This window comes from Vibrio sp. 10N.286.52.F8 (genome assembly GCF_041468745.1).
GTDB classification, from domain to species: Bacteria; Pseudomonadota; Gammaproteobacteria; order Enterobacterales; family Vibrionaceae; genus Vibrio; species Vibrio crassostreae_C.
On sequence record NZ_JBFRJF010000023.1, the window covers coordinates 59,171 to 84,929 of the forward strand.

The 25,759-nt window shown below is 43.7% G+C and carries 18 protein-coding genes; 10 read left to right on the plus strand and 8 right to left on the minus strand.

Translation table 11 applies throughout. From position 1 onward, the window contains the following. Positions 1–6: 6 nt before the first annotated feature. The 6 genes from AB4133_RS12535 to AB4133_RS12560 all read left to right on the plus strand — a co-directional run bounded on the left by AB4133_RS12535 (position 7) and on the right by AB4133_RS12560 (position 7,213). Positions 7–654, plus strand: a complete 648-nt coding sequence (locus AB4133_RS12535) for an aldolase (RefSeq protein WP_016784348.1) — start codon at positions 7–9, stop codon at positions 652–654. Then, positions 654–1,430: a 2-oxo-tetronate isomerase gene (otnI, locus tag AB4133_RS12540; protein ID WP_016767374.1), complete on the plus strand. Its 777-nt coding sequence runs from the start codon at positions 654–656 to the stop codon at positions 1,428–1,430. Before AB4133_RS12535 ends, otnI begins: the two co-directional genes overlap by 1 nt. Before the next feature lie 178 nt (positions 1,431–1,608). Further along, positions 1,609–3,063: a GntP family permease gene (locus AB4133_RS12545; protein ID WP_372224645.1), complete on the plus strand. Its 1,455-nt coding sequence runs from the start codon at positions 1,609–1,611 to the stop codon at positions 3,061–3,063. Positions 3,064–3,176: 113 nt separating this feature from the next. After that, entirely contained in the window at positions 3,177–4,379 is a 1,203-nt protein-coding gene (locus AB4133_RS12550) for a glycerate kinase (RefSeq protein ID WP_372224647.1), read from the plus strand. Between the two features lie 292 nt (positions 4,380–4,671). After that, positions 4,672–6,123 carry a catalase gene (locus tag AB4133_RS12555; protein ID WP_372224649.1) on the plus strand — a complete coding sequence of 484 codons (1,452 nt, stop codon included), beginning with the start codon at positions 4,672–4,674 and terminating at the stop codon, positions 6,121–6,123. Between the two features lie 217 nt (positions 6,124–6,340). Beyond that, on the plus strand, positions 6,341–7,213 hold the full coding sequence (locus tag AB4133_RS12560; protein ID WP_065583767.1) for a patatin family protein: 873 nt from the start codon (positions 6,341–6,343) through the stop codon (positions 7,211–7,213). 120 nt (positions 7,214–7,333) lie between these two features. On the opposite strand, the gene AB4133_RS12565 is transcribed toward AB4133_RS12560, so the two are convergent. Together AB4133_RS12565 and AB4133_RS12570 are read right to left on the minus strand one after the other, a co-directional pair. Further along, entirely contained in the window at positions 7,334–8,326 is a 993-nt protein-coding gene (locus AB4133_RS12565) for a 2-hydroxyacid dehydrogenase (protein WP_017063995.1), read from the minus strand. A gap of 347 nt (positions 8,327–8,673) precedes the next feature. After that, the gene (locus tag AB4133_RS12570; protein ID WP_017063994.1) at positions 8,674–9,474 is read right to left on the minus strand and encodes a ferredoxin--NADP reductase; all 801 of its coding nucleotides are present in this window, start codon (positions 9,472–9,474) and stop codon (positions 8,674–8,676) included. A 331-nt stretch (positions 9,475–9,805) separates the two neighbouring features. On the opposite strand from AB4133_RS12570, the gene AB4133_RS12575 reads away from it, so the two are divergent. Continuing rightward, on the plus strand, positions 9,806–10,750 hold the full coding sequence (locus tag AB4133_RS12575) for an acyltransferase (protein ID WP_017063993.1): 945 nt from the start codon (positions 9,806–9,808) through the stop codon (positions 10,748–10,750). 105 nt (positions 10,751–10,855) lie between these two features. On the opposite strand, the gene AB4133_RS12580 is transcribed toward AB4133_RS12575, so the two are convergent. The 3 genes from AB4133_RS12580 to glgX all read right to left on the minus strand — a co-directional run bounded on the left by AB4133_RS12580 (position 10,856) and on the right by glgX (position 15,684). Continuing rightward, the gene (locus tag AB4133_RS12580) at positions 10,856–11,584 is read right to left on the minus strand and encodes a tRNA (adenine(22)-N(1))-methyltransferase TrmK (protein WP_017069730.1); all 729 of its coding nucleotides are present in this window, start codon (positions 11,582–11,584) and stop codon (positions 10,856–10,858) included. 131 nt (positions 11,585–11,715) lie between these two features. Next, positions 11,716–13,458 (minus strand): diguanylate cyclase, encoded by a 1,743-nt coding sequence (locus AB4133_RS12585; protein ID WP_372224652.1) that lies wholly within the window; start codon positions 13,456–13,458, stop codon positions 11,716–11,718. 240 nt (positions 13,459–13,698) lie between these two features. Then, entirely contained in the window at positions 13,699–15,684 is a 1,986-nt protein-coding gene (gene glgX / locus AB4133_RS12590) for a glycogen debranching protein GlgX (RefSeq protein ID WP_372224654.1), read from the minus strand. 433 nt (positions 15,685–16,117) lie between these two features. Between glgX and lamB the strand changes: the two genes are divergently transcribed. Further along, entirely contained in the window at positions 16,118–17,482 is a 1,365-nt protein-coding gene (gene lamB, locus AB4133_RS12595; protein WP_372125834.1) for a maltoporin LamB, read from the plus strand. Between the two features lie 165 nt (positions 17,483–17,647). Continuing rightward, positions 17,648–18,472: a MalM family protein gene (locus AB4133_RS12600; RefSeq protein ID WP_104216187.1), complete on the plus strand. Its 825-nt coding sequence runs from the start codon at positions 17,648–17,650 to the stop codon at positions 18,470–18,472. A 102-nt stretch (positions 18,473–18,574) separates the two neighbouring features. Here the strand turns inward: AB4133_RS12600 and AB4133_RS12605 are convergent, their stop codons facing one another. The 3 genes from AB4133_RS12605 to AB4133_RS12615 form a co-directional block, all read right to left on the minus strand. Next, positions 18,575–18,904 carry a hypothetical protein gene (locus AB4133_RS12605; RefSeq protein WP_017058851.1) on the minus strand — a complete coding sequence of 110 codons (330 nt, stop codon included), beginning with the start codon at positions 18,902–18,904 and terminating at the stop codon, positions 18,575–18,577. A 435-nt stretch (positions 18,905–19,339) separates the two neighbouring features. Continuing rightward, a complete protein-coding gene (pulA, locus tag AB4133_RS12610; RefSeq protein WP_372224656.1) occupies positions 19,340–23,038 on the minus strand; it encodes a pullulanase-type alpha-1,6-glucosidase in 3,699 nt (1,232 codons plus the stop codon). 353 nt (positions 23,039–23,391) lie between these two features. Further along, positions 23,392–25,164: an alpha-amylase family protein gene (locus AB4133_RS12615; RefSeq protein ID WP_372149695.1), complete on the minus strand. Its 1,773-nt coding sequence runs from the start codon at positions 25,162–25,164 to the stop codon at positions 23,392–23,394. A 156-nt stretch (positions 25,165–25,320) separates the two neighbouring features. On the opposite strand from AB4133_RS12615, the gene AB4133_RS12620 reads away from it, so the two are divergent. After that, positions 25,321–25,710, plus strand: coding sequence for a DUF1294 domain-containing protein (locus AB4133_RS12620; protein ID WP_017064222.1), 390 nt, complete (start codon positions 25,321–25,323; stop codon positions 25,708–25,710). Positions 25,711–25,759: the final 49 nt, after the last annotated feature.

A 25,759-nucleotide genomic window follows, 5' to 3' on the forward strand; every position in this document is an offset into this window, starting at 1 on the left:
ATTCAAATGAGTAAAGTTTTGATGAACGAGCAGCAGTTAAGAGAGCAAATGGTCACGCTCGCTCGTTCAATGTTCGAGCGAGGTTATGCTACAGGTGGCGCAGGTAACCTATCTATCAAATTGCCAAATGGACATTTTCTAGCAACACCAACAGGCTCTTCATTTGGTCGCCTTATCGCTGAGGAATTGTCGGTTGTTGATATTGATGGGAACCACATTTCAGGTAAGAAGCCTTCGAAAGAAGCCGCGTTCCACTTAGCGATTTATAGAAATAATGAAGAGTGCAATGCGATTGTGCACCTGCACTCTACATATCTAACTGCACTGTCTTGCCTTGAAGGGTTGGATGGTAACAACGCGATTAAGGCTTTCACACCGTATTTCGTGATGCGAATTGGTGAGTTGCCAGTGATTCCTTACCTACGTCCGGGTGACCCAAAAATTGCTGAAGAGTTGGCAAAACGAGCAGGTGATTATCGAGCATTTTTGTTAGCAAACCACGGCCCAGTAGTCACTGGTACCGATTTTGTAGATGCGGTGGATAACGCCGAAGAACTGGAAGAGACCGCTAAATTGGCGTTCTTATTGAAAGATAAAGACATCCGTTACCTAACAGACGAAGAAGTGATGGATTTAAAAGGGAGAGGAAAATAATGGCTAAGTTCGCTGCAAACTTAACAATGCTGTTCACAGAAGTGCCATTTCTAGAGCGTTTTGAGAAGGCACACCAAGCGGGCTTCAAAGCAGTTGAATACCTATTCCCTTATGCATTTGAGGCCGAAGAGCTTTCAGAAAAAATGCAGAAATTTGGTTTTGAACAAGCGCTCTTTAATATGCCTCCAGGTGATTGGGATGCAGGCGAGCGTGGCTTTGCCGCTATTCCTGGTCGTGAAGATGAATTCAAAGCCAGTGTCGACAACGCGCTTATGTATGCCAAAGCTTTAGGCTGTAAAAAAGTACACGCTATGTCTGGTCTACTGGATGAACGTTTTACTAAAGAGCAACACGTAGAGACGTTCATATCGAACATTCGTTTTGCGGCAGACCAGTTTGCTGAGCAAAACATTGAATTGATGATTGAACCGCTGAATAGCCGTGATGTTCCTAATTACTTCGTTGCTCACCAACGTGATGCTGTCGAACTGATTAAGTTGGTCGATAGGCCAAATGTGAAGTTGCAACTCGACCTTTATCACGCGCAAATTATGGATGGTGATTTAAGTACTTTGATTCGTGAAGTTGCTGCTTATACCGGCCATATCCAAATTGCTTCTGTACCAGAAAGGCATGAACCATCGGAAGGCGAATTGAGCTACCCACACTTATTTAGTGTTTTGGATGATTCAGGTTACCAAGGTTGGATTGGTTGTGAATATAACCCAAGAGGCACGACAGAAGAGGGGCTTGGCTGGGTAAAAAGTTATTTATAGCGTGGTGTGAATGGCGTTTATATGTAACGAACCATAAAAGTAAAAACTGATTTAGATAACACGGCTTACAGGTAAGCCAACACATAACGATAAAGTGCAATAGGTGATCCCGATATCACCTATATGCACCACCCTACAATTTTCATAAAAATGAAGAAAGAGACAAAAGGAATATAAAATGGATGGAGCACTGATAGGCATCGTAATTGGCATTTTAGCCATGATGGGTATGATTATTAAAACGAGAATTCCAGTCGCACTTGCTATGATTATTGCAAGTATCATCATGGGTCTGTTTGCAGGAATGGCACCAACCGAATTGATCAACGCAATTAAAGCAGGCTTCGGTGGTGTTTTAGGCGGCATTGGCCTGATTATCGCGTTTGGCGTGATCATGGGCGCGTGTTTCGAACGTTCTGGGGCTGCGGTTCGTATGGCAAAAACCTTTGTTAAGCTTTGTGGTAAAGGCCGTGAAGATTTAGCACTAGGTTTCACTGGCGTATTAGTGGCTATCCCGGTTTTTTGTGACTCTGCGTACATCATTTTGCATTCCCTTGTTCGCGCAATCTCACGAGATACGGGTAAGTCAGCGGTTGGCCTTGGTGTGACTCTAGCACTTGGCTTGCTTATCACTCACGCACTTGTGCCACCAACACCGGGCCCAGTTGCTGTGGCTGGAATTCTAGGTGTAGATCTAGGTGAGTACATGTTGTGGGGTTTGATGGTTTCTATCCCTATGATGCTTCTTTCTATGATTTATATTCGCCGAGTAGGTAACGAGTACTACCGCGTACCAAACGGTGAAACATGGATTACGAACCAAGCTGATTGGGCAAACCTTGAGAAAGTAAAAGAAACAGATGACAGAGAGCTACCAAGTAACTTTTTATCATTCGGTCCAATTCTGCTGCCAATCGCATTCATCCTAATCAACACGCTTGTTGGTCAAGGTGACACTGCAATGCACAACGTTATTTCGTTGATTGGTAACCCAGTGGTTGCTGTTGGTATCGGTGTTCTTATGGCGCTATACGGTCTTACTCGTCATATTGAGCGCAAAGACATGGTTAGCTCTATGGATGATGCTCTGTCTATTACAGGTCTAATTCTTGTGGTAACTGGCTGTGGTGGCGCAATGGGTGCAGTACTTAAAGCATCAGGTGCTGGCCCTCAAGTAGCCGAAGCTATCGCGAGCAGCGGTATTCCACCTCTACTTGTACCACTAGCAATTGCTTCAATGCTTCGTCTAATCCAAGGTTCAGCAACGGCATCAATGATGGTTGCAGCAACGATGACGCTGCCATTGGTTGAAACGTTAGGTCTAGACCCAGTATTCGTAGCACTTGCATGTGCGGTAGGTCCGGTTGGCTTCTCTCATTTGAACGATTCATACTTTCATATCATTAACCGTACGTTAGGTATTACTGAACTTGCAGACCAAATCAAGATCTGGTCTGTGTCTTCAACTATCGCATGGGCGATTGGTGCAAGCATCATCATGGTTCTCAACCTGGTATTTGGTAAAGGCGGTACGTGGATTGATCCACTGATACCAATTGCTGTGTTAGGTGCTCTGTTTGTGTGGCTAAAAAGTAAAGAGAAATCACAAGTAAAGACAGCCGTTACTAACTAATATTGCATAGCTTTATATACTGCCCCTATTAAGTGATTAGCTTGCTGATCTTCAATAGGGGCATTTTTGGATCGGGCACTCATCAAAATTACTAATCTTTTGGATCTCTCAGTATGAAAATTGTTATTGCACCAGACTCGTTTAAAGAGTCTTTATCTGCCTTATCGGTGGCAGCGTGTATCGAAAAGGGCTTTCGTGAAATCTTCCCTGACGCTGACTATGTGACCTTGCCTTTGGCCGATGGCGGTGAAGGGACTGTGGATGTATTGCTCCAAGGGCTTTTTGGTGAAAAGCGACATAGCCAAGTCGAAGGGCCGTTAGGGCAACCAGTCAATGCAGAATGGGCAATGCTAGAACCGTCGGATCAGAATCCTAAGAAAACGGCTTTAATTGAGATCGCCGCTGCCTCTGGTTTGGATTTACTTAAATCAGAACAGCGTAACCCGTTAATAGCTTCTTCATTTGGTACAGGGCAATTGATCTTAGAAGCCATTGAACAAGGTGCTGAGAGCATTATTTTAGGATTGGGTGGCAGTGCGACCAACGATGGTGGTGCAGGTATTGTTCAAGCGTTAGGTGGACGCTTGTTAGTTAGTAAAGGGCAAGATGGCAAAGGGCAAGATAGTACTGGACAAGAGCTTGGCCGAGGTGGTGCTGCACTTGCAGAATTAGCATCAATAGATCTTACAGGTTTGGATTCGCGCTATGCAGATGTCGAGTTGATTGTGGCATGCGATGTTGATAATCCGTTGTGTGGTGATAACGGTGCTAGCCATATATTCGGCCCACAAAAAGGCGCAAGCCCAGAACAAGTTGTGATGCTTGATAAGGCGCTTGCGAATTTTGCTCAAGTCGCAGAAACGCAAGGTTGTGTAGACGGCGGTGAATCCGTTCAAAAGCGTATGGGTTATGGTGCGGCTGGTGGCTCGCCGATGGGACTTGGTTTGCTATTCAACATGCAAATTAAACCCGGTATCGAGATGGTACTGGACGTTTTGCAAGCCGATGATGTGTTGAAAGGTGCCGACCTTGTGATTACCGGTGAAGGGCAGATGGACAATCAAACTCTGCAAGGAAAAACACCTTATGGCATTGCCAAACGTGCGAGCTTACAGGGCATTCCAACCATAGGAATTGCCGGATCTTTAGGCACCGAAGTAGAAGCGCTTTACGGCGAAATGAGCAGCTTGTTTGGAACTGTAAGATCGCCACAAACTTTAGAAAAAGTATTACAAGAGGCGGAGCTTAACTTAACAAGAACGGCAAGAAATATCGCAGCGACTTTACGGTTAGGTCACAAAATATCTCAAAAATAGTGGCTTCTACGAGGTAGGCTGCGCCTAGCTTTGGTTTTCTTCGTGTTGTAAGTTCATGATTATTATATTGTAAATATTATTGTCAATATTGAATGATTATGATTATGATTTAGATCATTAATTTGATAGGTTTTATCCATGATAACGATAAATACAAACGATTATATTTTACTTTAGCCCAGGCGTATTCTATATCCTTAATTACTGCGTGGTTTTGTGTGATGAATAGCCACCATTCAGAAGTAAAGATGCAACAAAGATGGTGCATCTAAAAGGTAATAAGGAATAGATGATGAGTAAAAAATTAACTACAGCTGCGGGTTGTCCTGTTGCTCATAACCAGAATGTTCAAACTGCGGGTAAACGCGGTCCTCAACTTCTTCAAGATGTTTGGTTTTTAGAAAAAATGGCCCATTTTGATCGTGAGGTGATTCCAGAGCGTCGTATGCACGCGAAAGGCTCAGGTGCTTACGGCACATTTACCGTTACACACGACATCACAAAATACACCAAGGCAAAATTGTTCTCTGAAATAGGTAAAAAAACCGACTTGTTTGCACGTTTCACAACAGTTGCGGGTGAGCGCGGTGCTGCCGATGCTGAACGTGATATTCGTGGCTTTGCATTGAAGTTTTATACTGAAGAAGGCAACTGGGATATGGTGGGTAACAACACGCCAGTATTCTTCCTTCGTGATCCTCTTAAGTTCCCAGACTTAAACCACGCCGTTAAACGTGACCCTCGCACTAACATGCGCAGCGCGAAGAACAACTGGGATTTCTGGACTTCTTTACCTGAAGCACTTCACCAAATTACTATCGTGATGAGTGATCGCGGTATCCCTGCGACTTACCGCCACATGCATGGTTTCGGCAGTCACACGTTCAGCTTCATTAATGCTGACAACGAACGTTTCTGGGTTAAATTCCACTTCAAATCTCAGCAAGGTATTAAGAACTTGTCTGACGCAGAAGCGGCACAAGTGATCGGTGATGATCGCGAAAGCCACCAACGTGATTTGCTAGACAGCATCGATAACCAAGATTTCCCGAAATGGACGTTGAAAGTACAAGTGATGCCAGAAGCGGATGCAGCGAAGGTTCCATACAACCCGTTCGATTTGACTAAGATCTGGCCTCATGCAGATTACCCGTTGATCGAAGTGGGCGAATTTGAGCTAAATCGTAACCCGCAAAACTTCTTCGCTGAAGTTGAGCAGTCTGCATTCAACCCTGCTAACGTGGTTCCGGGTATCAGTTTCTCTCCAGACAGAATGCTGCAAGGTCGTCTGTTTGCTTACGGTGATGCACAACGTTACCGTTTGGGTGTAAACCATCAGCACATTCCAGTGAATGCGCCTCGTTGCCCAGTACACAGCTACCACCGTGATGGCGCGATGCGTGTCGATGGTAACTTCGATGGCACATTAGGTTATGAGCCAAACAACGAAGGTCAATGGGCTGAGCAACCAGATTTCGCTGAACCAGCACTGAACCTAGATGGCGCAGCAGCACACTGGGATCACCGCGAAGATGAAGATTACTTCTCGCAACCGGGTGACTTGTTCCGCCTAATGACACCAGAGAAGCAAGCGATTCTTTTTGATAACACTGCTCGCAACCTAGGCGGCGTGCCAAAAGAGATTCAATTGCGTCACCTAAGACACTGTTACAAAGCTGACCCTGCATACGGTGAAGGCATTGGTAAACTGCTTGAAATCGATGTGAGCGAATTTAAGTCGTAATCAATCATCTTGATTCGTTAATTGAAAGGCCGTTGAGTGAACTACTCGATGGCCTTTTTTGATCTCGCTGAATATCAAGCAACCCTAAGTCATTGAAAAATCTAACAATCCACATTGATAGTTTTTACCTATCGAATTGATAAATCTATCCCATTATCTTTGTAAGAGTGATGGGATTATTCTACGACTATCAGTTTATAAAGTAGAAGAGTTTGAGATGAATAAGAGCGCATTAATCGTTGAAGGTGGAGCAATGAGAGGTATTTTTGCTGCTGGAGTTTTAGACGCCTTCATGCAAGACGATTTCCGTCCTTATGATTTTGCCATCGGCGTATCTGCAGGTGTGTCGAATCTGGTTGGCTACTTATCTCATGCACCAAAACGCAGTTATGATGTGATCACCACGATGGCGACGGATAAAACTTTCTTTAATCCTGCTCGCTTTGCCAAAGGCGGTAACTTGGTAGATGTTAAATGGTTATGGAACGAATCCAATCAACGTTATCCACTCGATTGTGGTGAGTTGTTTTCAAGTATCCCACTCATTGCTGCTGTCACAAATGTCGATACGGGCAGTGCAGACTACTACCATATTAAGCCAGAAAACCTTTCTAATGTTGTTGAAGCAACAACGGCTTTACCTATCGCTTACCGTGAAACTCCGTGTTTCTCTGGTGGCTGTTATACCGATGGCGGTGTAGCCGATTCGATTCCGGTTCGTGAAGCATATCGCCGTGGCGCACGCGATATTACCGTGATTCTGTCTCACCCATTGAGCTACCGAATGAAGCCTCAAAAGCACCAATGGATGCTGAAGAAACTATTAAAGAAATTCCCGAATATTGCTGAGTCGATGGCGGTACGTGCTGAAAACTACAACCAGTCTCTGGAGTTCATTCGTAACCCACCCAAAGATGCGACTATTAAAGTGATAGCGCCACCTGAAGCCTTCGCGGTTAAGCGTTTAACTATGGATCAAAGTACTCTTAATACAGGTTACGAGATGGGCGTCAAAGCCGGTGAAGAGCACCTTGCTATTAGAAAAGGCGTTTATGGTTTAGACACTGAAGATTGTCATTTCTGCGTCTAGGAACGGTTTTAGAATACTGAATAAACGACGAAGCCACGCTGTTCACTTCAGAATAGCGTGGCTTTGTATCTGTAGACCTAGTTTGTTTTTAACTCAGCCTGCTGTTAACTCAATCTGTTATTAAACGAGTTCGTTGCCGCTGGTGTTGCCAGCAAAGAAAGCATCAACACTGGTGAGTGTTGTGTTCGCGATATTGAACAGAGCATCTTTGGTTAAGAAAGCTTGGTGACCTGTGAACAGCACGTTGTGACAAGCAGATAGACGGCGGAACACATCATCGACAATCACGTCATTTGATTTGTCTTGGAAGAACAGCTCTTTCTCGTTGTCATACACATCAAGACCAAGTGCGCCAATCTTACTCTGTTTAAGCGCTTCGATAGCAGCTGTGGAATCCAGTAGTTCACCACGGCTGGTGTTGACAATCATCACGCCGTCTTTCATCTTCTCAAACGCAGTCGCATCTAATAGGTGGTAGTTCTCTTTACTCATTGGGCAGTGTAGAGAAATCACATCAGACTCTTGGTAAAGTTCGTCGAGTTCAACGTATTTAGCGCCTAACTCAACAGCTAACGGGTTTGGATATGGGTCATAGCATAGGATATTCATGCCTAAACCCTTCAGAATTCGCATCGTCGCTAGGCCAATCTTACCCGAGCCAATCACACCGACCGTTTTACCGTGGAAGTTAAAGCCAACTAACCCCTCAAGAGAGAAGTTCGCATCACGAGTGCGTTGGTATGCCTTGTGTAGTTTACGGTTCAAACACATCATCATGCCAACCGTGTGTTCTGCTACCGATTCTGGTGAGTAAGCCGGAACGCGAACCACTTGCAGACCAAACTCTTTGGCTGCGTCTAGGTCGACCTTGTCAAAGCCCGCACAGCGCATCGCGATTAACTTGGTGCCGCCTTGAGCAAGAATCTCTAACACGTCTCGCGATAGGTCATCGTTTACAAACGCACAAACCACTTCGTTGTCGTGCGCCATTTTTGCTGTTGTTGTGGTGAGTCGAAAATCGTGAAAATGAAACTCAGCGTTGAGTTCGCCTTTTGCCAGTTCGAATGATTTTTCGTCGTATGATTTTGAGCTAAAAAAAGCAATGTTGAGCATGGCTTCCTCTCTTACCTAAAATATAAATAACCCACTAATTCATTCTCTGAGACGGGATTAAAACTAATAACTCTGTTCAGTGTGCTAGAGTTTTTTTCTCTTGTCTATCACCATTAGTCATTGTAATTGCTATGGTTATTTGATCTTTTGTCTTCACTTATTGAACATTAAAAATCACATTACGAGGTTGCTTGCTTATAAGTTCATCAATATTGAATGAATCTTACTTTCGGGTGTGGAACGTTGAATTTTCCAGTGTGACGGAATACGTAAATGACTCATATAAAACCTCTTCTCTAACTGTTCTTTGAAAGTTGTGCTTCTGTCTAACGAGTGGCGGTTGTTATTTACCAGTAGTTCTCACTGCTGAATTGACCGGGTTTTCTGCGTAAGTGCTTTTCGAAACCTAAGCTAGTTAGCGCTTCGCTTGTGTCACGAACCATTTGCGGATTGCCGCAAAGGTAGAAAAAACTGCGGGTTTGATTGAAAGCGACAGACGCGGCTTGCTCGAGGTCGCCTCCAAGTAACAAATTTGGGATTCGTCCGCGCAAAGTTCCGGTAACTGATTCTCTAGAAATAATTGGCACATATTTAAGTCTCCCTTGAAAGTGATTAACGAGTTGAGTGATACGATCTCGATAAGTCAGGTCTTGCTCTGTTCTTACAGCATGCACTAGAACCAGATTCTTGAATGAAGAGGCTTTGTCTGAAGCCAACTCATTTTGCTGTATCTGCATGCTCTCAAGTATTGAGATAAATGGGCCTACCGCGGTTCCGGTTGAAAGCATCCATAGATCGTCGGCGATCTCTGGGATCTCATCTAATGTCATAAAGCCACTTGGGTCTTTCCCGACAAAGATGTCATCACCAGCTTGCAATTCGTGAAGTTGAGGCGAGAGCTGACCGTTCTGATCCTTAATAATCAAAAACTCTAGATGCTGATGTCCTTGCTCATGCTCTGGTGCATTCACCATAGAATAAGCGCGTCTCACAAACTCACCTTCGTTATTGAGCAAGCCAAGCTTAGTAAACTGACCTGCCTGATAAGAAGAGACAGGTGCACTAACCTGGAGTGAGAACAATTGATCTGTCCATTCTGTTTTGTTTAGGACTTTGCCTGTAACTAAACCATGAGGAATATCTGTCATATCATCCACCTTTAAGAAGAGAAGTTATCTCATTAAGGATACTCAACTATTTACACTTTAGAGTTGCATGTACCACGCCAATAATGAGAATGCTTATCAATACTGATTAAAGGTTAATTATTGGGTCGAATGTTGTCAAAAAGACAACATACTATTTGAGTCCAAATGACTCGTGCATGTGTTTTGGTTTCGTTTTAATAGACTTTAGCTGGTTGAACATCGTTAACATAGGTTGAGTGGTTTGACCCCTAGGATATTCAATCAATTACTGAAGAGAATAATTTATAGATGCGTATAATGGCGGCTTTCGTTCTCATTATAACTGTGTTTTATGCTTGATAATCTTCGTATGGCCTTGAACGTATTGTTCGTGACCATTAATACTGCATTCACCGCATTGGCTGTGAGCCTGTTTGCCCTAATCAAACTTATTTTGCCAATTTCTGTCGTTCAAAAATCATGCACTCGCTTAGCTAACTTCACATTCTGGTGTTGGGCTTCTCTTAATTTATGGATGTTGAACGCCAATAACGATATCGAATGGCAAGTGGAAGGGGGGGAAGATATTTCGACCAAGCAGTGGTATTTGATGATGTCTAACCACCTAAGCTGGGCAGATATTGTGATTTTGTCTTCAATCCTAAAAGACAAAATGCCGATGACGAAGTACTTCTTGAAACATGAATTGTTGTACGTACCATTTGTTGGCTTGGCCTGCTGGGGCTTAGATATGCCATTCATGAGACGCCACTCTCGTGAGTTCCTATTACGCAACCCAGAACGCCGTAATGATGATTTTAATGCAATCAATAAAGCGTGTACTAAGTTCAAATTAGCACCGACAACATTGGTTAATTTTGTTGAAGGGACTCGTGCAAACCACGAGAAACTGGCGTCAGCAAAGACCCCTTATCGCCACTTATTGAAGCCGAAAACTGGGGGCGTGGCATTTGCTTTATCTGCAATGGGCCCAATTTTGGATGGCATCGTGGATGTGACCTTAGCTTACCCTGAAAACCAAACCTCTCCGTTTGAAGATATGCTGAAGGGCAAAATGACTAAGGTCGTTGTGCGTATTAAATTGCATCCAATGGATGAGAACGTGAACGGTAATTACTTTGAAGATAAGGCTTTTAAACGTCGCTTCCACAATTGGTTGAACAGCACGTGGAAAGAGAAAGACGTCTACCTTGATACGGTTTATGGGGTTGATAAGCCTTCTGAGGTAGAGACAGTTGACGAGCCTGATGTGGCTTATAAGAAACAAGAACAGTAAGCTAAAACTGAATCGATAGCATTAATAAAGCCGATAGCTCATTGAACTATCGGCTTTTTTATTAATTTGACTTTCTTAATATTCAAACCATTAAGTTAGTACTTACTATGGCTTAACCGCCTGGTAAGCATCAATAATATGCTTTACTTGGCTAGGTTTGCCTTGCTTCTCTTGTCCTTGATGGATACGTAAGTAGTGCTGCAATGTTTTGGCTTTGTATTGCTGTGATACCTTCACTTGTTCATCACAACTTGGTGTCCAGATCTTGTCACCGACGTTTGATATCTCGCTAACGGTTTGGCTCTTTTCTGAATCACCGCGACTATTACTCACCAATAAAATCTCGTAGTAACGACGGTTCTCTTCAATCAACACTTCATCAATAAGACCAAAATGGATCGCCTTTAAATGGCTTCTCAACTCGAATTGCTGATGCACCGGACAAAGCAAGAAATCGATCGCTTTGTCTGGGTGTTGACGATGAATATCATCGACGAGCTTTTGAGTAAGATCGCCACCGACGCCCGCAATAATCACCAGGTGTTTGCCAGTATGTTTCTCAAGCGGGATAGCGGCGACATCCATACAGTAGACTTGCCATTGGCTAGTCACTTTCTGTTCTGCTATTGCACCTTGCGGAAAGTAACGCGTAAGTTTGCTTTCCAAATCGCTCATAAGAGACGGGACAATATCGACAAAGTGAAGCTGAGGTGCTTTGTTATCCGACAACAGTTGAACACCCAAGAAGCCGTGATCACAACAACAGTCCCAAATATGTTGGTAGTCATTGCTGACAAGGGAATGGAGAGTTTGCAGTCGGTTACTTAGCTTCATAAGGCTCGTGTCGTTAGAAAAGGGGTATTGTCGTGTTGAACGCGCATTGTAATGACTTTCCATAAAAACAAAAGCACCTAGGGTATGAATCCTAGGTGCTTTGTAGTGGCTACAGAAATGTAAGTATAGGTTTACGATGCTTTGGCAACGGCTCTGATATGGCCTTCCACTCGGTTCTTACCAAGTTGTTGCGCGATAAGTTTCGCTTGTTCCGCCAGCGCTAAAGCTGAGTCTGTTTCACCCTCTATTTGCGAGTATCCCACGCTAACCCCTAGCGATAAGGTGATATCTGGAGTGACGATGGTTTTCTCCGCGATTGCGACTCTGCACTGGTCTAGCTGGAATTTGGCATCTTTCACATCATTGGCTTTGAATAATACTGCGAACTCCTTTCCTCCAACACGAGCCAAGCAAAGTCCCTTTGGCTTGGGGAAGTAACTGCGTATCGATTCTGCTGTCAGCTTGATCATCTTGTCACCCACAGCTTCACCATAAGCACGGTTCACGTGGTCAAAATTATCGATATCGAGTAGAGCTATATAGGTTTCAGGCTGGTTGGCGTAGTTTTCCAGTGCAATATTAAAGCTACTTTTGTTGTCTAATTGCGTCATCAAGTCCTTGCTACTCAACTGGTGCTGAAGCAGTAAGTTGGACAGTGAGACTTCCGTGTAATCTCTGATCATACGCAGAATACTCTGGCTGATCGGTAAGTTTGCGTTTACGTACAACACTGCGATCAACTGCTTGCGAGAGTGCAAAGGAATACAGTAATGGCGTTGGTGTATTTTGAGTTTACACGCTAATGGGTCTGCGTACTTTCCGCTTCGGTAAGCCATGGTGTCCGGTGTAAATCGTTCGGCAAGGGCTTTGTCACAATGTACCGTTGATTTGTTTCCGTGATAGTCGATGGTACTGAATGCGTGGTTCTCAGGCTGATAGAGACAGAATTGAATGCCTTTTTGGTAGGTGAAACTATCCAGTATGGATTTTAATTCTCGTTTAAAGCTTACAAGGTCATCGACTTTATTCAGTTGTGACAAGGACACGTTCAAACGATAAGCCAGATAGTTGGCACCAATCCACAATAGCAGGAGTGAGCCCAGTACTAAGCCCGTCAACGTAAATTGATGTGAGCTGGTTAAGATGTCATGGCGGTCAGTGCCCGCAATGAACACCCAATTTAAGCTGTTGTCTGCGTCAAATACCGATATTTTGAAGTTATCTTGATAGTAATATTCGTGCTTACCAACGGTTTCACCTTGTGAGAGTTGGTGGCTGATCCCTGCATGGAAGCTGATGGATTTAGAACCGATACGCTGTGGATCCGGGTGGAATACCAGTCGCTCTGTTGCTCTGTCTACAACAAATACATAGCCATTATTAAGCGTTTTTAAATCTCTTAAACCTTGCGTGGTATGCATTAAATCAAACTCAATCCATATTTCCTCGTTCAATCTTTCTACCGTGTGTTTTACCGCAAATACCCAACGCCCATCAGGCTTTTGATAAACGGAAGAAATGTAGAAATCCTCAACGACGTTGTCTATTGAATGCCATTGTATTACGGCGATTTGTTCGCTCGAAAGTGGAAGACCTCGAGTGGAAATATAATTTTGAGATTGCGGTTTGTATCGAACGATATCTGAGAAATTGGGTGTTCTTTTTAGGATATTATCACTGATTTCGCGAAATTTTTTGTCATCAAAGCTGGATGCCTTAGGTAAGCCTAAACTGGTCTCAAGAAAGTAAAGCTTGCCGAAAACGGCTTCGATATTTGAGCGAATAGTGGAACTAGCGATACGAATATTTGATGATGATTGTTCTGTTGCTGCTGTTTCTACTTTTTCAAGCTGAGTCATAGCAAGATAGAGCATCCCTCCAGTTAATAAAATAATGTATGGTTTAAAAAGCCGAATTAATGTTTTAGGTAAAGCCATGATATCCAAAGACGTTATAGATTCATTTTTATAGTACGGCAATACTAAACAGTTTCATTAACCACATCAATGCAAATGATTCCATATGGATGAATGATTTTTGTGATATTCAGCTAACAAAAAAGCCAGCTGTAAATATAACTGGCTTCTATGGTTTTCGGTGTTTTATTAAGCTGACTAAGCTTTTGCTTTAATCAAATCAGCCTGATCTGGCGAATAGTGCAAAATTGCCATCGAAGTTGGCGACAACAACATTTCACCTTCTGCATGACCGGGTTTAACGTTTCGCAAGTTGGTATCACAGATGGTTACCCAGTTTTGTTCACGGTCATTCGGTAACGAGAAACGTGCTGGCGCATTGGTTTGGTTGATAAGATAAATTAACTCGTCGCCATCTTTACCAATACCTAAATGCAAAGCGACTGAGCTTAAGCGGTTCCAGTCGTCATGCTCCATAAGTGTGCCATCGACACGGCTCCAGAAGATGCGGTTAGAGTTACGCTTTTCGCCACTGAATGCCTTAATAAACGGCACCATGTATTGCTGACGAGCAGAGATCATTTCAGATAACCAAGTCTTGAAGTAAGTCTTGCGCTCTGAATCTTCCCAGTTAAGCCAGCTGGTCACGCCATCTTGGCAGTAAGCGTTGTTGTTACCTTTTTGAGTATGAGATAACACATCGGCCGTCAAAATATGAGGAATACCAAAAGCAAACAGCAGGCTCGCCATGAAGTTGCGTTTCTGCTTTTCACGTGTTGCGATAACTAACAGGTTTTCGGTTTCACCTTCAACACCGTAGTTTTCAGAACGGTTATCACCATGCCCATCGCGGTTGTTCTCACCATTCTCTTCGTTGTGCTTATGCTTGTAAGACACAAGATCCTGCATGGTGAAGCCATCATGGTAAGTGATGTAGTTGACGGTTAATTTGTAAGGCCAGTGCGCTGCACTGTAGATATCACGAGAGCCCATTAGGCGTGTAGCAAACTCTTTTAGGTACCCCTGATCACCGCGCCAGAAGCTACGTGTGATGTCTCTCAGCTTGTCATTGCATTCATTCCAACCAAGCGGGAAATTACCCACTTGATAACCATTAGGACCAATATCCCACGGCTCTGCGATTAACTTAGTTTCTTTAAGTACAGGGTCTTGAGCTACGGCTTTAAAGAAAGCAGCCTCAGGGTTGTAGTTGTCACCTTCGCGCCCCAGTGTCGCTGCCAAGTCAAAACGGAAGCCGTCGACTTGGAATTCGCTTACCCAGTAACGAAGCGTATCCATTACTAAGTTGAGTGTTGGCTGGTGGGTAAGGTCGACGGTGTTTCCACAGCCAGTGAAGTTCGCGTAATGGCAGCCATGTTTAATGTAGTAGCGGCTATCGAGTGCTTTTAGGTTGAAGGTGGTTCCGCCTTCCCCACCTTCTGCTGTGTGGTTGTACACCACGTCTAGAATGACTTCGATGCCATTGCGGTGCAGTTCGCGAATCGCAGTCTTTAACTCGTTTACGGCATCTTTCTCTGCGTAGCGAGGGTCAGGCACCATAAACAAGTATGGGTTGTAACCCCAATAGTTCACTTTACCCATGTCTAATAGGTGTGGTTCATGCATGCATGCGGCAATGGGCAAAAGCTGTAGAGAGTTGATATTTTGCTGTTTGTAGAACGCAAGCATTTCAGGGCTCACTAACCCTAAGTAGCGTCCTTTAGTATTGGCAGCCACTTCTGGGTGCAGTTGAGATAGACCTTTTACATGCGTTTCAAAAAGAACGGTATCTTCGCGGCTAATGCGTGGCTTTTCTACATCTTGCCAATCGAAGGTGTCATCAACAACGACACATTTCGCCATAGCAAAGCTTTTTTCATTGGTATATGGCGTGACGTAATCGAGCGGTTCGCTTATTGCTTTGGCATACGGGTCTGAAAGCAGGATAGGGCCATTGTCCGTTTCGGCAATGAAGCCGTATTTTTGCCCCGCTTTAATACCATCAATAAAGACATATCTGATATCAGCGTATTCATTTTCCAATTTATAAGTGGTGAATTCGTCGTTCTCGTCAAAAAGAGCGAGTGAAAGAGATTTACAGTCAGGAGAATAAATAGAGAAGTTGCAGCCAGTGTTACCTAGCGTTGCGCCTAGCGGATAAGGGCGAGCGAGCGTTCTAGTCATTGCTTGATTTCTTGTTCGTTTATCAACATCAGTGAACTATTAGTAAAAGGCTTTGTCACAGTAAGGTCAAGCAACTTCACAGATTAATTACGGTAAAAAAATAATTCATCGATGAAGTTCAAATTATATATTTGAGCTAGATCTCACTTATGTTGAATAATTAGATCTGTGTGCTGTCTACTCCTCCTATATTAAGTGATCTACCTCTTTAAAACACCATTCTGTATATTTTCTACTCCCCTCTAGTCCCCCTTAATTAACTTAGGGGCGGAGGAAGTCAAACTTGTCATCCCCTCTTAATATTGACCCCGTTGAAACGAATCAGGGGAAACCCTAAACCTCTCTATCTTACGACTACCATTACTGCCTTTGGTTGCCGCAAGAGAGCAAAAATATAAAAACCTAAAATAAATCGTCCTTAATGGAGTTAAGAATGAAAAAAGTAAGTTTGATTGCTGCAGCAGTGGCAACTACATTAGCTGCTGGCTCTGCGTTCGCTGTAGATTTTAATGGTTACATGCGTGCTGGTACTGGTATTAGCGGAAATTCTGGCGGTGACGTATCTGTAAACAAAAATGGTGTTGGTCGTCTAGGTAACGAAAATGACAACTACTCTGAGTTTGGTTTTGCAGAAGAGCTAAAAACTGGTGAGCAAACGTGGCGTCTAGAGTCAATGATTGCTTCTGGTGCAGACGGCGCAAATGGTTGGGAAGACGGTGACTTCAACGTTGCACAATTTGCTGTTAAAGCCAAAGGTGTAATCGCTTCAGATAAAGAAGCAACGCTTTGGGCTGGTAAAACATACTACCAACGTAAAGATATCCACATCACTGATTTCTATTTCCTGAACACATCAGGTACCGGTGGTGGTATTGAAAACTTATCTATTGGTGACCAGAAGCTTTCTGTTGCTCTGATTCAAGATAATGGCTCTCAAAATGTTGAAAATGGTACAACTGCTGTATTAACAGCTGCAGGACAAGCGAAATTGAAAGCTTGTAAAGGTAGCGCAACTTGTGAAAAAGCAGTACTAGATGACGCTAGTAACTATGAAGACGCAACTGCTTATAAAGGCGAAACAGTTAATGGTTATATCGCAGATGTTCGCTTAGCAAACATTGGCCTGTGGTCTGATGCGTCTCTAGAAGTTGCATTAGCTTACAACTTTGCGACTGAATCAAGTGGTCAAGATGTTCAAGCTGATGATGGCTTGATGGTTACTGGTATCATTCACCAAGGTATGGACAATGGTTTTAACCAAACTGTTCTTCAATACGGTACTAACGGTTACGGTGCTCAAATGTCTAGCTTCGGTGGTTCAGGCGCATGGTATGACCGCTCTGGCGCTCAAAATGACGCAACTGGTTACCGCTTGATTAACTGGGGTGTAATGAACCTTGGCGAATCATGGGAAATGGGTCACCAACTAGCTTATCTAGCGGGTAGTGACATCGGCGGTAAAGATAGCAGTGGTAACTACACTGGCCAAAACTTTGATATTGACCAGTACTCTGCTGTAGTTCGTCCAATGTACAAGTGGAACGACACAATGCGCACAGTATTTGAAGCTGGCTACAATGCTGGTGAGAAAATTTCTGATGGCGGCCTAGCGAAAGAAGATTTCGGTAACGCTAAATTCACGGTAGCTCAAGCTTGGGCTATGGGTGACAGCTTCTGGGCTCGCCCTGAAATCCGTGTTTACGGTTCTTACATCCTAGACACTGAAAATGATAACGCATTTGGTACGAATGAAGATACTGAATATGTATTCGGTATCCAAGCTGAAGCTTGGTGGTAAACACTTAGCTTAACAAATCCTAAACTGTCCTAATTCATAGCCGGCTTGCGTCGGCTATTTTTTTAAGGAATGTACAATTAAGTTGATCGTTCTCTAGGTGAATAGTTTTCTTTGTGGTAATTAAAGTTAGTAAATTTCTTAAAAAAATAACAAAAAGGAAGGGGTATGTATTTTAAAGCTCTAATGTTGAGTGGCTGTGTTGCGTTGGCCGGTTGTCAATCTGCACAAGTAGTTGAGCAAGTGCAAGTGGCACAAGCTGAACAAGTTAACTCTATTGCTGCCCTTCAATTTGCAGCAATGAAACTACCTAGTTCTGTAGTTTTTGATGTAACGCCAGAAAGCCAACACCTAAACTATCAATCTATTAATAGCCCTGTGGTTGCTGTTGAACTTCCAGCAAATCGTGGTGAGTATTCATTAACAATTTCAAGTTTGATTGGAGATACAGCATTTGTCCCACGTGCAGTGATCTTTGATAAAAACGGTAAAGAGTTAGAAAGTTATGGTAAAGATGACTTTGAATATAAGAAACCTAGAATGCATCTGGGTAATCGACTTGTTGCCGAAAAAGAGTTCTTCCCTCCTCGTACTGAAGACTCTGTTTTCTTAATTGTTTATACAGACCAGAAAGATATCGGTGGCTTTACTGATGTGATTCACCCTGCTCGTTTAGATGCAGAAGGGCGTGGTAATTATCTACCTGAAGTTAAAGATATTCCACTTCCAAACGCTAGTGTTGGTAAAGTAGAAGTTACGATTGATAAACCAAGCTTCTTCTCATTTGGTTCAAGCAGTGAATCTAACGCTAAGCCAGCGGCTGCTAAGATAGATACCATTCAACCAGAAACACAAACTTACTACCACAATGCAATTCAAACAGCAGTAAGTGAAGATAATATTCCTAAAGCTCTTAGCTTATTAGATGAAGCAAAAGCCCTTGGTATTGAAGGTGCACAAGAAGCCTTTGTGCGAGCCGTCAACGCCAAGTAATATAGATAAAGGGTTCCTTTAAAAGTGCAATGCTTGTAAGTTAAGCATCGGTTAGCATCTTCTAAGGAACCCTATCGAATACCGCTTTAATGTATATGCTTTTTATTTGCAATGTTCAGCAACTTTCTCGCCTAAAGGGACTTCTGTATTTTCGCATTTTGATACGTGACCAGTAGTCGTTTCCCCTGCTTTATCCGTTTCCATATATTGATCAACATTACCGTTGCTTTCAAGTGTTTGCAGTGCCTGTTTGTGCGCGGCATTTTCAGCTTGTATTTGTTGCGTTGTTGCAGTGCTAGGAGTATGTGCCAGGGCGCGAGCAGCGTCGGTAGATTCTACAAGATCAGTGGTATTAGCCAAAGCCATCCCGCCCATCAATGCTGTAGTCACGATGCCCATTTGGATGGTTTTGATGATATGTTTACGGTTCATGGAAGTTTTCCTAATCAAAATTTAACGACACCGCAAACAACTGCGGTGTTTTGCTGTTGATAGAATATTACATCGAGAATTGAATGTATTTTAATCGTAATTGTAGGGCGTAACCCTTCAAAAAAGGCTGCCAGGATTAATTCTGTTCACTTAAGGGAGAGCGGCATTCCTACTATGATATATCGTTAAGATCTGGTTTTAACGGTTCTAAGGAATATCCTTTCCCTTTAGTTCTAAGTTTTCAGCCATGTAATCGAATGTAGGGGCTATAAAGTATGGTTGGAAATGCCCCGAATTTTAATGGGCGATGCAGTTGTTTATTATTTGCTTAAATCTGCTGGGTTCAATAGTTGTAAAAAAGGGAGACTGACGTCTCCCAAAGGCTAGCTTGCACTGGTTTTATTATCTTTTTATTAGAATTCCAAGCTTTAAGACTTAGTTCTTGGTTACTGAAACAACTGGGCCATCTACGTCGTCATCCAGCTCGTGAATCGCATTCAGAGTGAATGTATAGCTACCAGCTTCTGTTACGCTTAGTTGGCAGTTACCATCAGTACCTAGGTCGATTGATCCATCAGCAAGTTCAACGGAATCACAACCAAAGTTAGGTGATACCCAATCAGCATCAGCAAACTTGAAGCCATAGTTACCCGCTTCCAAGTTGCCTGTCACAGAATAAACACCATTAGCGACAAAGCTCATTGCCCAATCATCCGTTGCGCCCCATCCATTCATGTCACCTTTAACGTAGACGGTTGTTTGACCGTACGGAGGAATGCTAGATACATCCTTGTCTGAGTTATCAACCGGCAAACCAGCGCCTTGAGCACCGTTTTGTGCTTGTACAAACACAGCTGTCGTTAGTGCAGGGACTGTGAAGGTTTCAGCGGCGAAGCTTGCACCTTTCACTGTGTCGTCAGCCGAGTTTTGTTGAACGTCATGAAGTGTAAAGCCGGTTGCTCCTGTGATTTTGAATGATTGAGATTTATTAGTTGAGTTTACAACTGCCACAATCGCATCATTTGCAGGGTCAAGATCGTCGCCCGCAGACACGCCATCATCGATCGACATGACAATCAGGCCTTCGACTTGATCTTCGCCAACGTTACGGAAGTCGACACGCTTCATAACTTCGTCAGCTGTATCTAAGCGGAACAGTTCGCTTGAGCTACGGATCTTTAATAGCTCTAGGAATTGCTGCTTAGTCAGTTCAATGTCGTCTGAGTCTGGTTTAGCCGCGCTGTCAGCAATGATTGTTTTGATCAGATCCCAGTTGGCACCATCTTTATCTTCACGAGGTAAGCCAACATTCCAGTTGTTGTCCGTCCCATCAAACATGACGCGGTTGTACCAGTCACCAGAATCGTAAGAATCGCGCTGCATAGACTTAGATCGTAGCAGTTCAGAACCCATATGGATGAATGGTATGCCTTGGCCTAGCATCACGGTAGAAAGCGATACAGACTGCATACGCGCACGCTCTGCAGAGCTAGTACCAGTGGCGATCTTGTAAGCGTTGTTATCCCAAAGTGTTTGGTTATCGTGTTTGGAAACGTAAGAGATGTTCTCGGAAGGCATCTTGGTGTAACCAGCTGGCGCGCCGTTGTAATCAACGTTTTTACCCAGTTTGGTATCGCCTTTGTAATCAATCAGTACGTATTCTGCGAGGTTACCTGCCATACCTAAACGAACAAGGTCTTGGTTATGTAAACGACCATTGATCGAATCTTGATCAACTTTGGTTTCTTCGTTGGCAATCGCTGCGTTACCAAAGCCTTGGTTAAAGCGAAGTGGGTGGTTCCCTTCTGAGTCGACACCACCATCGAATGGGCTACCACCACGAACGGCGTCACGCAAACGGTCTGAGAAGGTACCGATTTCTGTACCTGCCATATTGATTTGGTTTGCTTGATCGAAGCGGGCGTTGTTGGCGACTTCACCAAAGTCCCAGCCTTCCCCGTAGAACAGAGTATTCGGGTCGATTTTGCGCACTTCTTCCAATGCTTCGACCATTACATCTTTTGGCTGGTGGCCCATCAAGTCAAAACGGAAACCATCCACTTTGTAGTCGTCAGCCCACACCTTAAGTGAGTCGACCATCAATTTACCCATCATCAGGTTTTCGGTCGCAGTGTTGTCACAACAAGTCGAGTTTTCTACGCCACCAGTGTTGACGTTAAGACGGTGGTAGTACCCAGGGACAATCTTATCCAGTACCGACTTATCGTTCACACCAGACGCGTTGGTGTGGTTGTATACCACGTCCATGATCAGCTTAAGATCCATGTCGTGCGTAGCTTTGACCATCTGACGGAATTCGAGAATACGCTTAGATCCGTTTGGATCCGTCGCGTAACTTCCCTCAGGCACTGTGTAATGGAACGGGTCGTAGCCCCAGTTGAAGCTGTCGAGCATACGCAGGTCGTTCATTAGCGCTTGCGCATCGCCTGTTGAAGGGTCATAACCATCGAGTACATCTTCGATGACTTTATTTTCGTCTTCGCTTCCACATAAGGTAGTTGTCGGTTTTACATCACACAGTTTTCCTACGGTGTCGGTGATATCAACACGGCTCGCGGCATCTTCATCGACGGTAGCGATATCAAATGCTGGTAAGATATGCAGCGTAGTTAAACCTGCTTCTTGGAGAGCTTGTAGGTGTTTGACCGACTCACGATCGGCTTCTGTAAGAGCGAGGTACTTGCCATTTAGGCTAGCTGTGCCGAGCTTATCGCTGAAGCTAAAGTCACGTAGGTGTGATTCGTAAAGTACGTGGTCTTCGTCTTTTTCTACGGTTGGTCGTTGGTAGTTGTCCCAGTTCGCTGGTTTCAAGGTTGAATCATTTAGGTCAATCACTTGAGAGTATGCCGAATTCTTCGATAAGCTGAGAGAATATGGGTCTGTCACTAGGCGAGTCTCAATGTTGCCTGTGGTTGGGTGGTAAACCTTCACTTGGTAGCGATAGTAACTGTTGACAGCGTTAGGTACCGCGTCAGTCGCCCAAATACCCGTCTCAGTGCTTTCTGTCATTGGAAAAACTTGTGAGCTTTTCAGGTCTTCGCTGTAAAGAACTAGCTCTACATCTTGCGCTGTTGGTGCCCAAAGCTTGAAGGTAGCGGCACTGCCTTCAACAATCGCACCTAATTCTTCTCTCATTGCATTACCAGCATCTTCGCTAGCAAATACTGCATCAAGCACACCAGGTTTTTGAACCTCAGTTGAAGAGGTAACATCGCCATTGGCATTGTAAGCAACAAGAATTATCTGAGATTTTAAAATAGTGCGAAGTGTGCTGTCGTCAACGTCGATAGCCATGGCAGGTAAGCTTGCAAGGTGGCGGAAACGCTCTTTCAATTCAGAAGACAGCTCTCCATCTTTGCTCAGTTCAATTGCAGTGCCACCGACAATCTCTTTGTCGTCGTTCATCGTGATGCTGTTATCGAGTGCGTAGAACAGCTTCACAGAGTCGGCATTGCTAGCGGCTTCCCAAGCAATGGTGGTCGCATCTAACCAATGTGCTTTTTGACCATCAATATTGACTGGGCGCTCTGAAATTGGGTCGTAATATAACTCGCTGCTGCCATGGAACCCGAATACACCTTGTGAATCGCCAAGCTTAGTTAACTCGACTTTTGAGTTCGCACTGCCAAATGCTTTCTCATCACCATTGTGCAAGATGAAGTTCATGCATTTGTGTGGGTCAGAGGCATCTGGGTCAACTTTCAACACATAATAGGCACCGTAAGTATCGCTGATACCATCATATTCGTAAGGGCTGTTCCAGTCGGTTCCGGTTTCACTTAATCCCATGCCGACTAAATCTGTGCTGGTACAGCCTTCACCATTCCAAAGGTGCAGCCCCCAACCGTCGTAAGTTGAGCCAGATGAGCTGGCAGCGGCAACATCGCGTTTGTAGTAAATAACGACTTCGTTTTCAGCTGCAGGGTATAAACCACTGTTGCCAGGGGCTGTACCGTTGTCGCTATCATTATCACTACCACAACCCGCGATCAAAGTAGCGGTGAAGAGCGGTAACATTGCTTTGGCCAATGTAGAGCGTTTGAAGCTCTTCTTTTTGGTATTGTTGAAGGTATTTCGTAGAGAGATAATTTTATTAATATTTATGTTGTTCACGTTTTGATATCCATATTTCACTTTTTATGAAGATGAATATCCTAGCTTTAACCAAGGTCAACTATTTGTGATGGCAATGTATAAAGTTATTTTAAATTCGTAAATATAGGAAACCTAGTGTCAATGTCACGCTTTGTATTTGGTTATTGTTAAATTAATTGGATCAATGACTCATTTGCATAATATCAATAATGTAAGGCGTAGAGGCTAGGCGTAGTTAATAAGGATGAGAGCTCATCCTTATTATTGTGAGTAATATATCGAATTGAGAGAGTGTTAATTTAATGTGGAAATTAAGTTATTTATCAATTAGCTAAAAGCGAGCTGTTCGGTAATTTATATTGATAGGTATATCATCCATTTAAGGATAACACCCAAGCCAAAGACGCCAGCGGTTTCAATTCAATATTAAAACTGCCAACACTGTTCTCAATGTCGAGCACTTGTTGCGCTATGCCTTCAATATATTCATTGAGTATGTGACGACCATCAACTAATTTGAGTTTTTGGATTACATCACTTGGAATCTTTAAGTGAATATTTTCAGTGGTATGTTGGCTGAAATTAGCTGCAACAATGGTTAGCTCTTGGTGGTCAGAGCGCAGAAATGCGTAGACTGAATCACTTAAGTTACAGCACTGGTGTAAGTCTTGGTAATCACCTGTTATCGATGAGTGCTCTAGCGAAAAGTTCATTACCTTTTGATAGAAGTGACGCAGCTGCTTTTCGTTTTCGTCTAATAGCCCGCCATCGAATGCGCCGTGGTTCATCCATTTTTGATGCTGTGGGACACCGATGTATTCGAAGATGGATGTACGAGAGGGTTGTCCAAAGCCAGCGTTCTCCGCACCGGGTTCGCCGACTTCTTGCCCAAAGTAGATCATGGTTGGAGAACTACTCAATAACGCGCTGACTAGCATTGCAGGCTTCGCTATATTTGGGTCACCTACAAATTCAGGAGACGCGATGCGTTGTTCATCATGGTTATCCAAGAAGTGCAGCATGTGATGTTCAATATCCATCATTTGATGTTGGATTTTGGGGATGATAGCCGTGGAAGTATTGCCTAGCATGATGTCTTTTAGACCGTCGTACAGATCTACTTTGTCATAGAGGTAGTCCATTTTGCCTAAGTGGATATAGTCGCGATATAAGTCCGGTTGGTACACCTCAGCCATTAAAAAGGCATCTTGGTTTTTCATCTTTATAGATGAATTAAGGTAGCTCCAAAATTCGACTGGAACCATCTCAGCCATATCGTAGCGAAACCCATCAACACCTTTATTCAACCAAAACAAGGCGATATCTCGGAATTTAGCCCAAGAGTTAGGCACATAAACAGATTCCCAGAAACGGAAATGATCCATGTAATTGCGTTGAGCATAGTCACTCGGTAGTTCAGGGAAGTCTTTTGAACCGTCTGGTCGCATGCCATAATTGATTTTCACCGTTTCATACCAATCATCGAAACTAGGCTTGGCTAAACGTGAGCCGTTACCTGTCCATTTGGCGGGCGTCTCTATAAACGGGGAGTTTAGGTTGGGATGCTGTTCACCACCTAGCGGCGTAAAGGCGGGCTCTATGTCTGGCAATTCAAAGGTGCTGTTGGGAATGTAGTAGAAGTTATTGTCTTTGTGGTATTCCAGCGTTGTGTCATCTTGAGCGCCGAAGTCACTGACACCTTCTGGGTTGTTTAAGCCTTTATAATGACGCGCAACGTGATTCGGTACGATATCGATAATCACTTTTAAACCATTGTCGTGACTTCTTTTGATTAGTGCCTCGAACTCCTCTAGTCGGCATTCAGGGTTGTCTGCGAGATCTGGGTTTACGGAATAGTAGTCTTTGACGGCATATGGTGATCCCGCACGGCCTTTTACCACGCTAGGGTGATCGTCTGAAATACCAAGGTGCTTGTAGTCATTGATGAGCGCATGATGTGGCACTCCGGTATACCAAATATGAGTCATACCGAGTTTGCGGATTTCAGACAGCGCTTTGTCGGTAAAATCACTGAACTTACCGACGCCATTTTGCTCGATTGTGCCCCATGGAACATGTTGGGTGTTTTTATTGCCAAATAAACGCGTAAAAACTTGGTAGATGGCGTACTTTTGGTTGTACATATTTATAATTCCTTTAACTTCCATCATGTTATGTAGGGATGAAAGGGCTTGTTTATTCTTTGCAGGCTAACCGAATTACAATATGCCTTACTCATCCTTATCAAAATCTACAGGGCGTAATTGCTACAGTATGTGAGCTGTTGCTCAAAAGGAGTCATGTTGTCTTCATCTATTCAAATCGTTATCACTTATTTGGTTCTGGTGGCGGTGTCTGTGTTGTTTGCGGAAAGTTCTAAAGCGCTGTTGGTGTGGTATTTGGTTATCGGTTTCGTGACGTTTTTTGTGTACGCGAAGGACAAGCGAGCAGCGATCAATGGCAATTGGCGTGTGCCAGAGAAAACTCTGCATATTTTTTCTGTTGCTGGTGGCTGGCTAGGGGCGTTGATTGCTCAAGATAAGCTGCGTCATAAAACGCAGAAGCAGCCGTTCAGAGCCATATATTGGGTGACAGTGGCAGTGAATGTTGCGGCGTTTGTGTGGACGTTAACGCCGAGCGGGCAGACGATGTTTGGTCGTTGGCTTAGTGAACTTGTGGGTTATTTATAAAGAGAATAACGGTTAGCACAGGAGTACCAACCGTTAAAATACAGAAGTT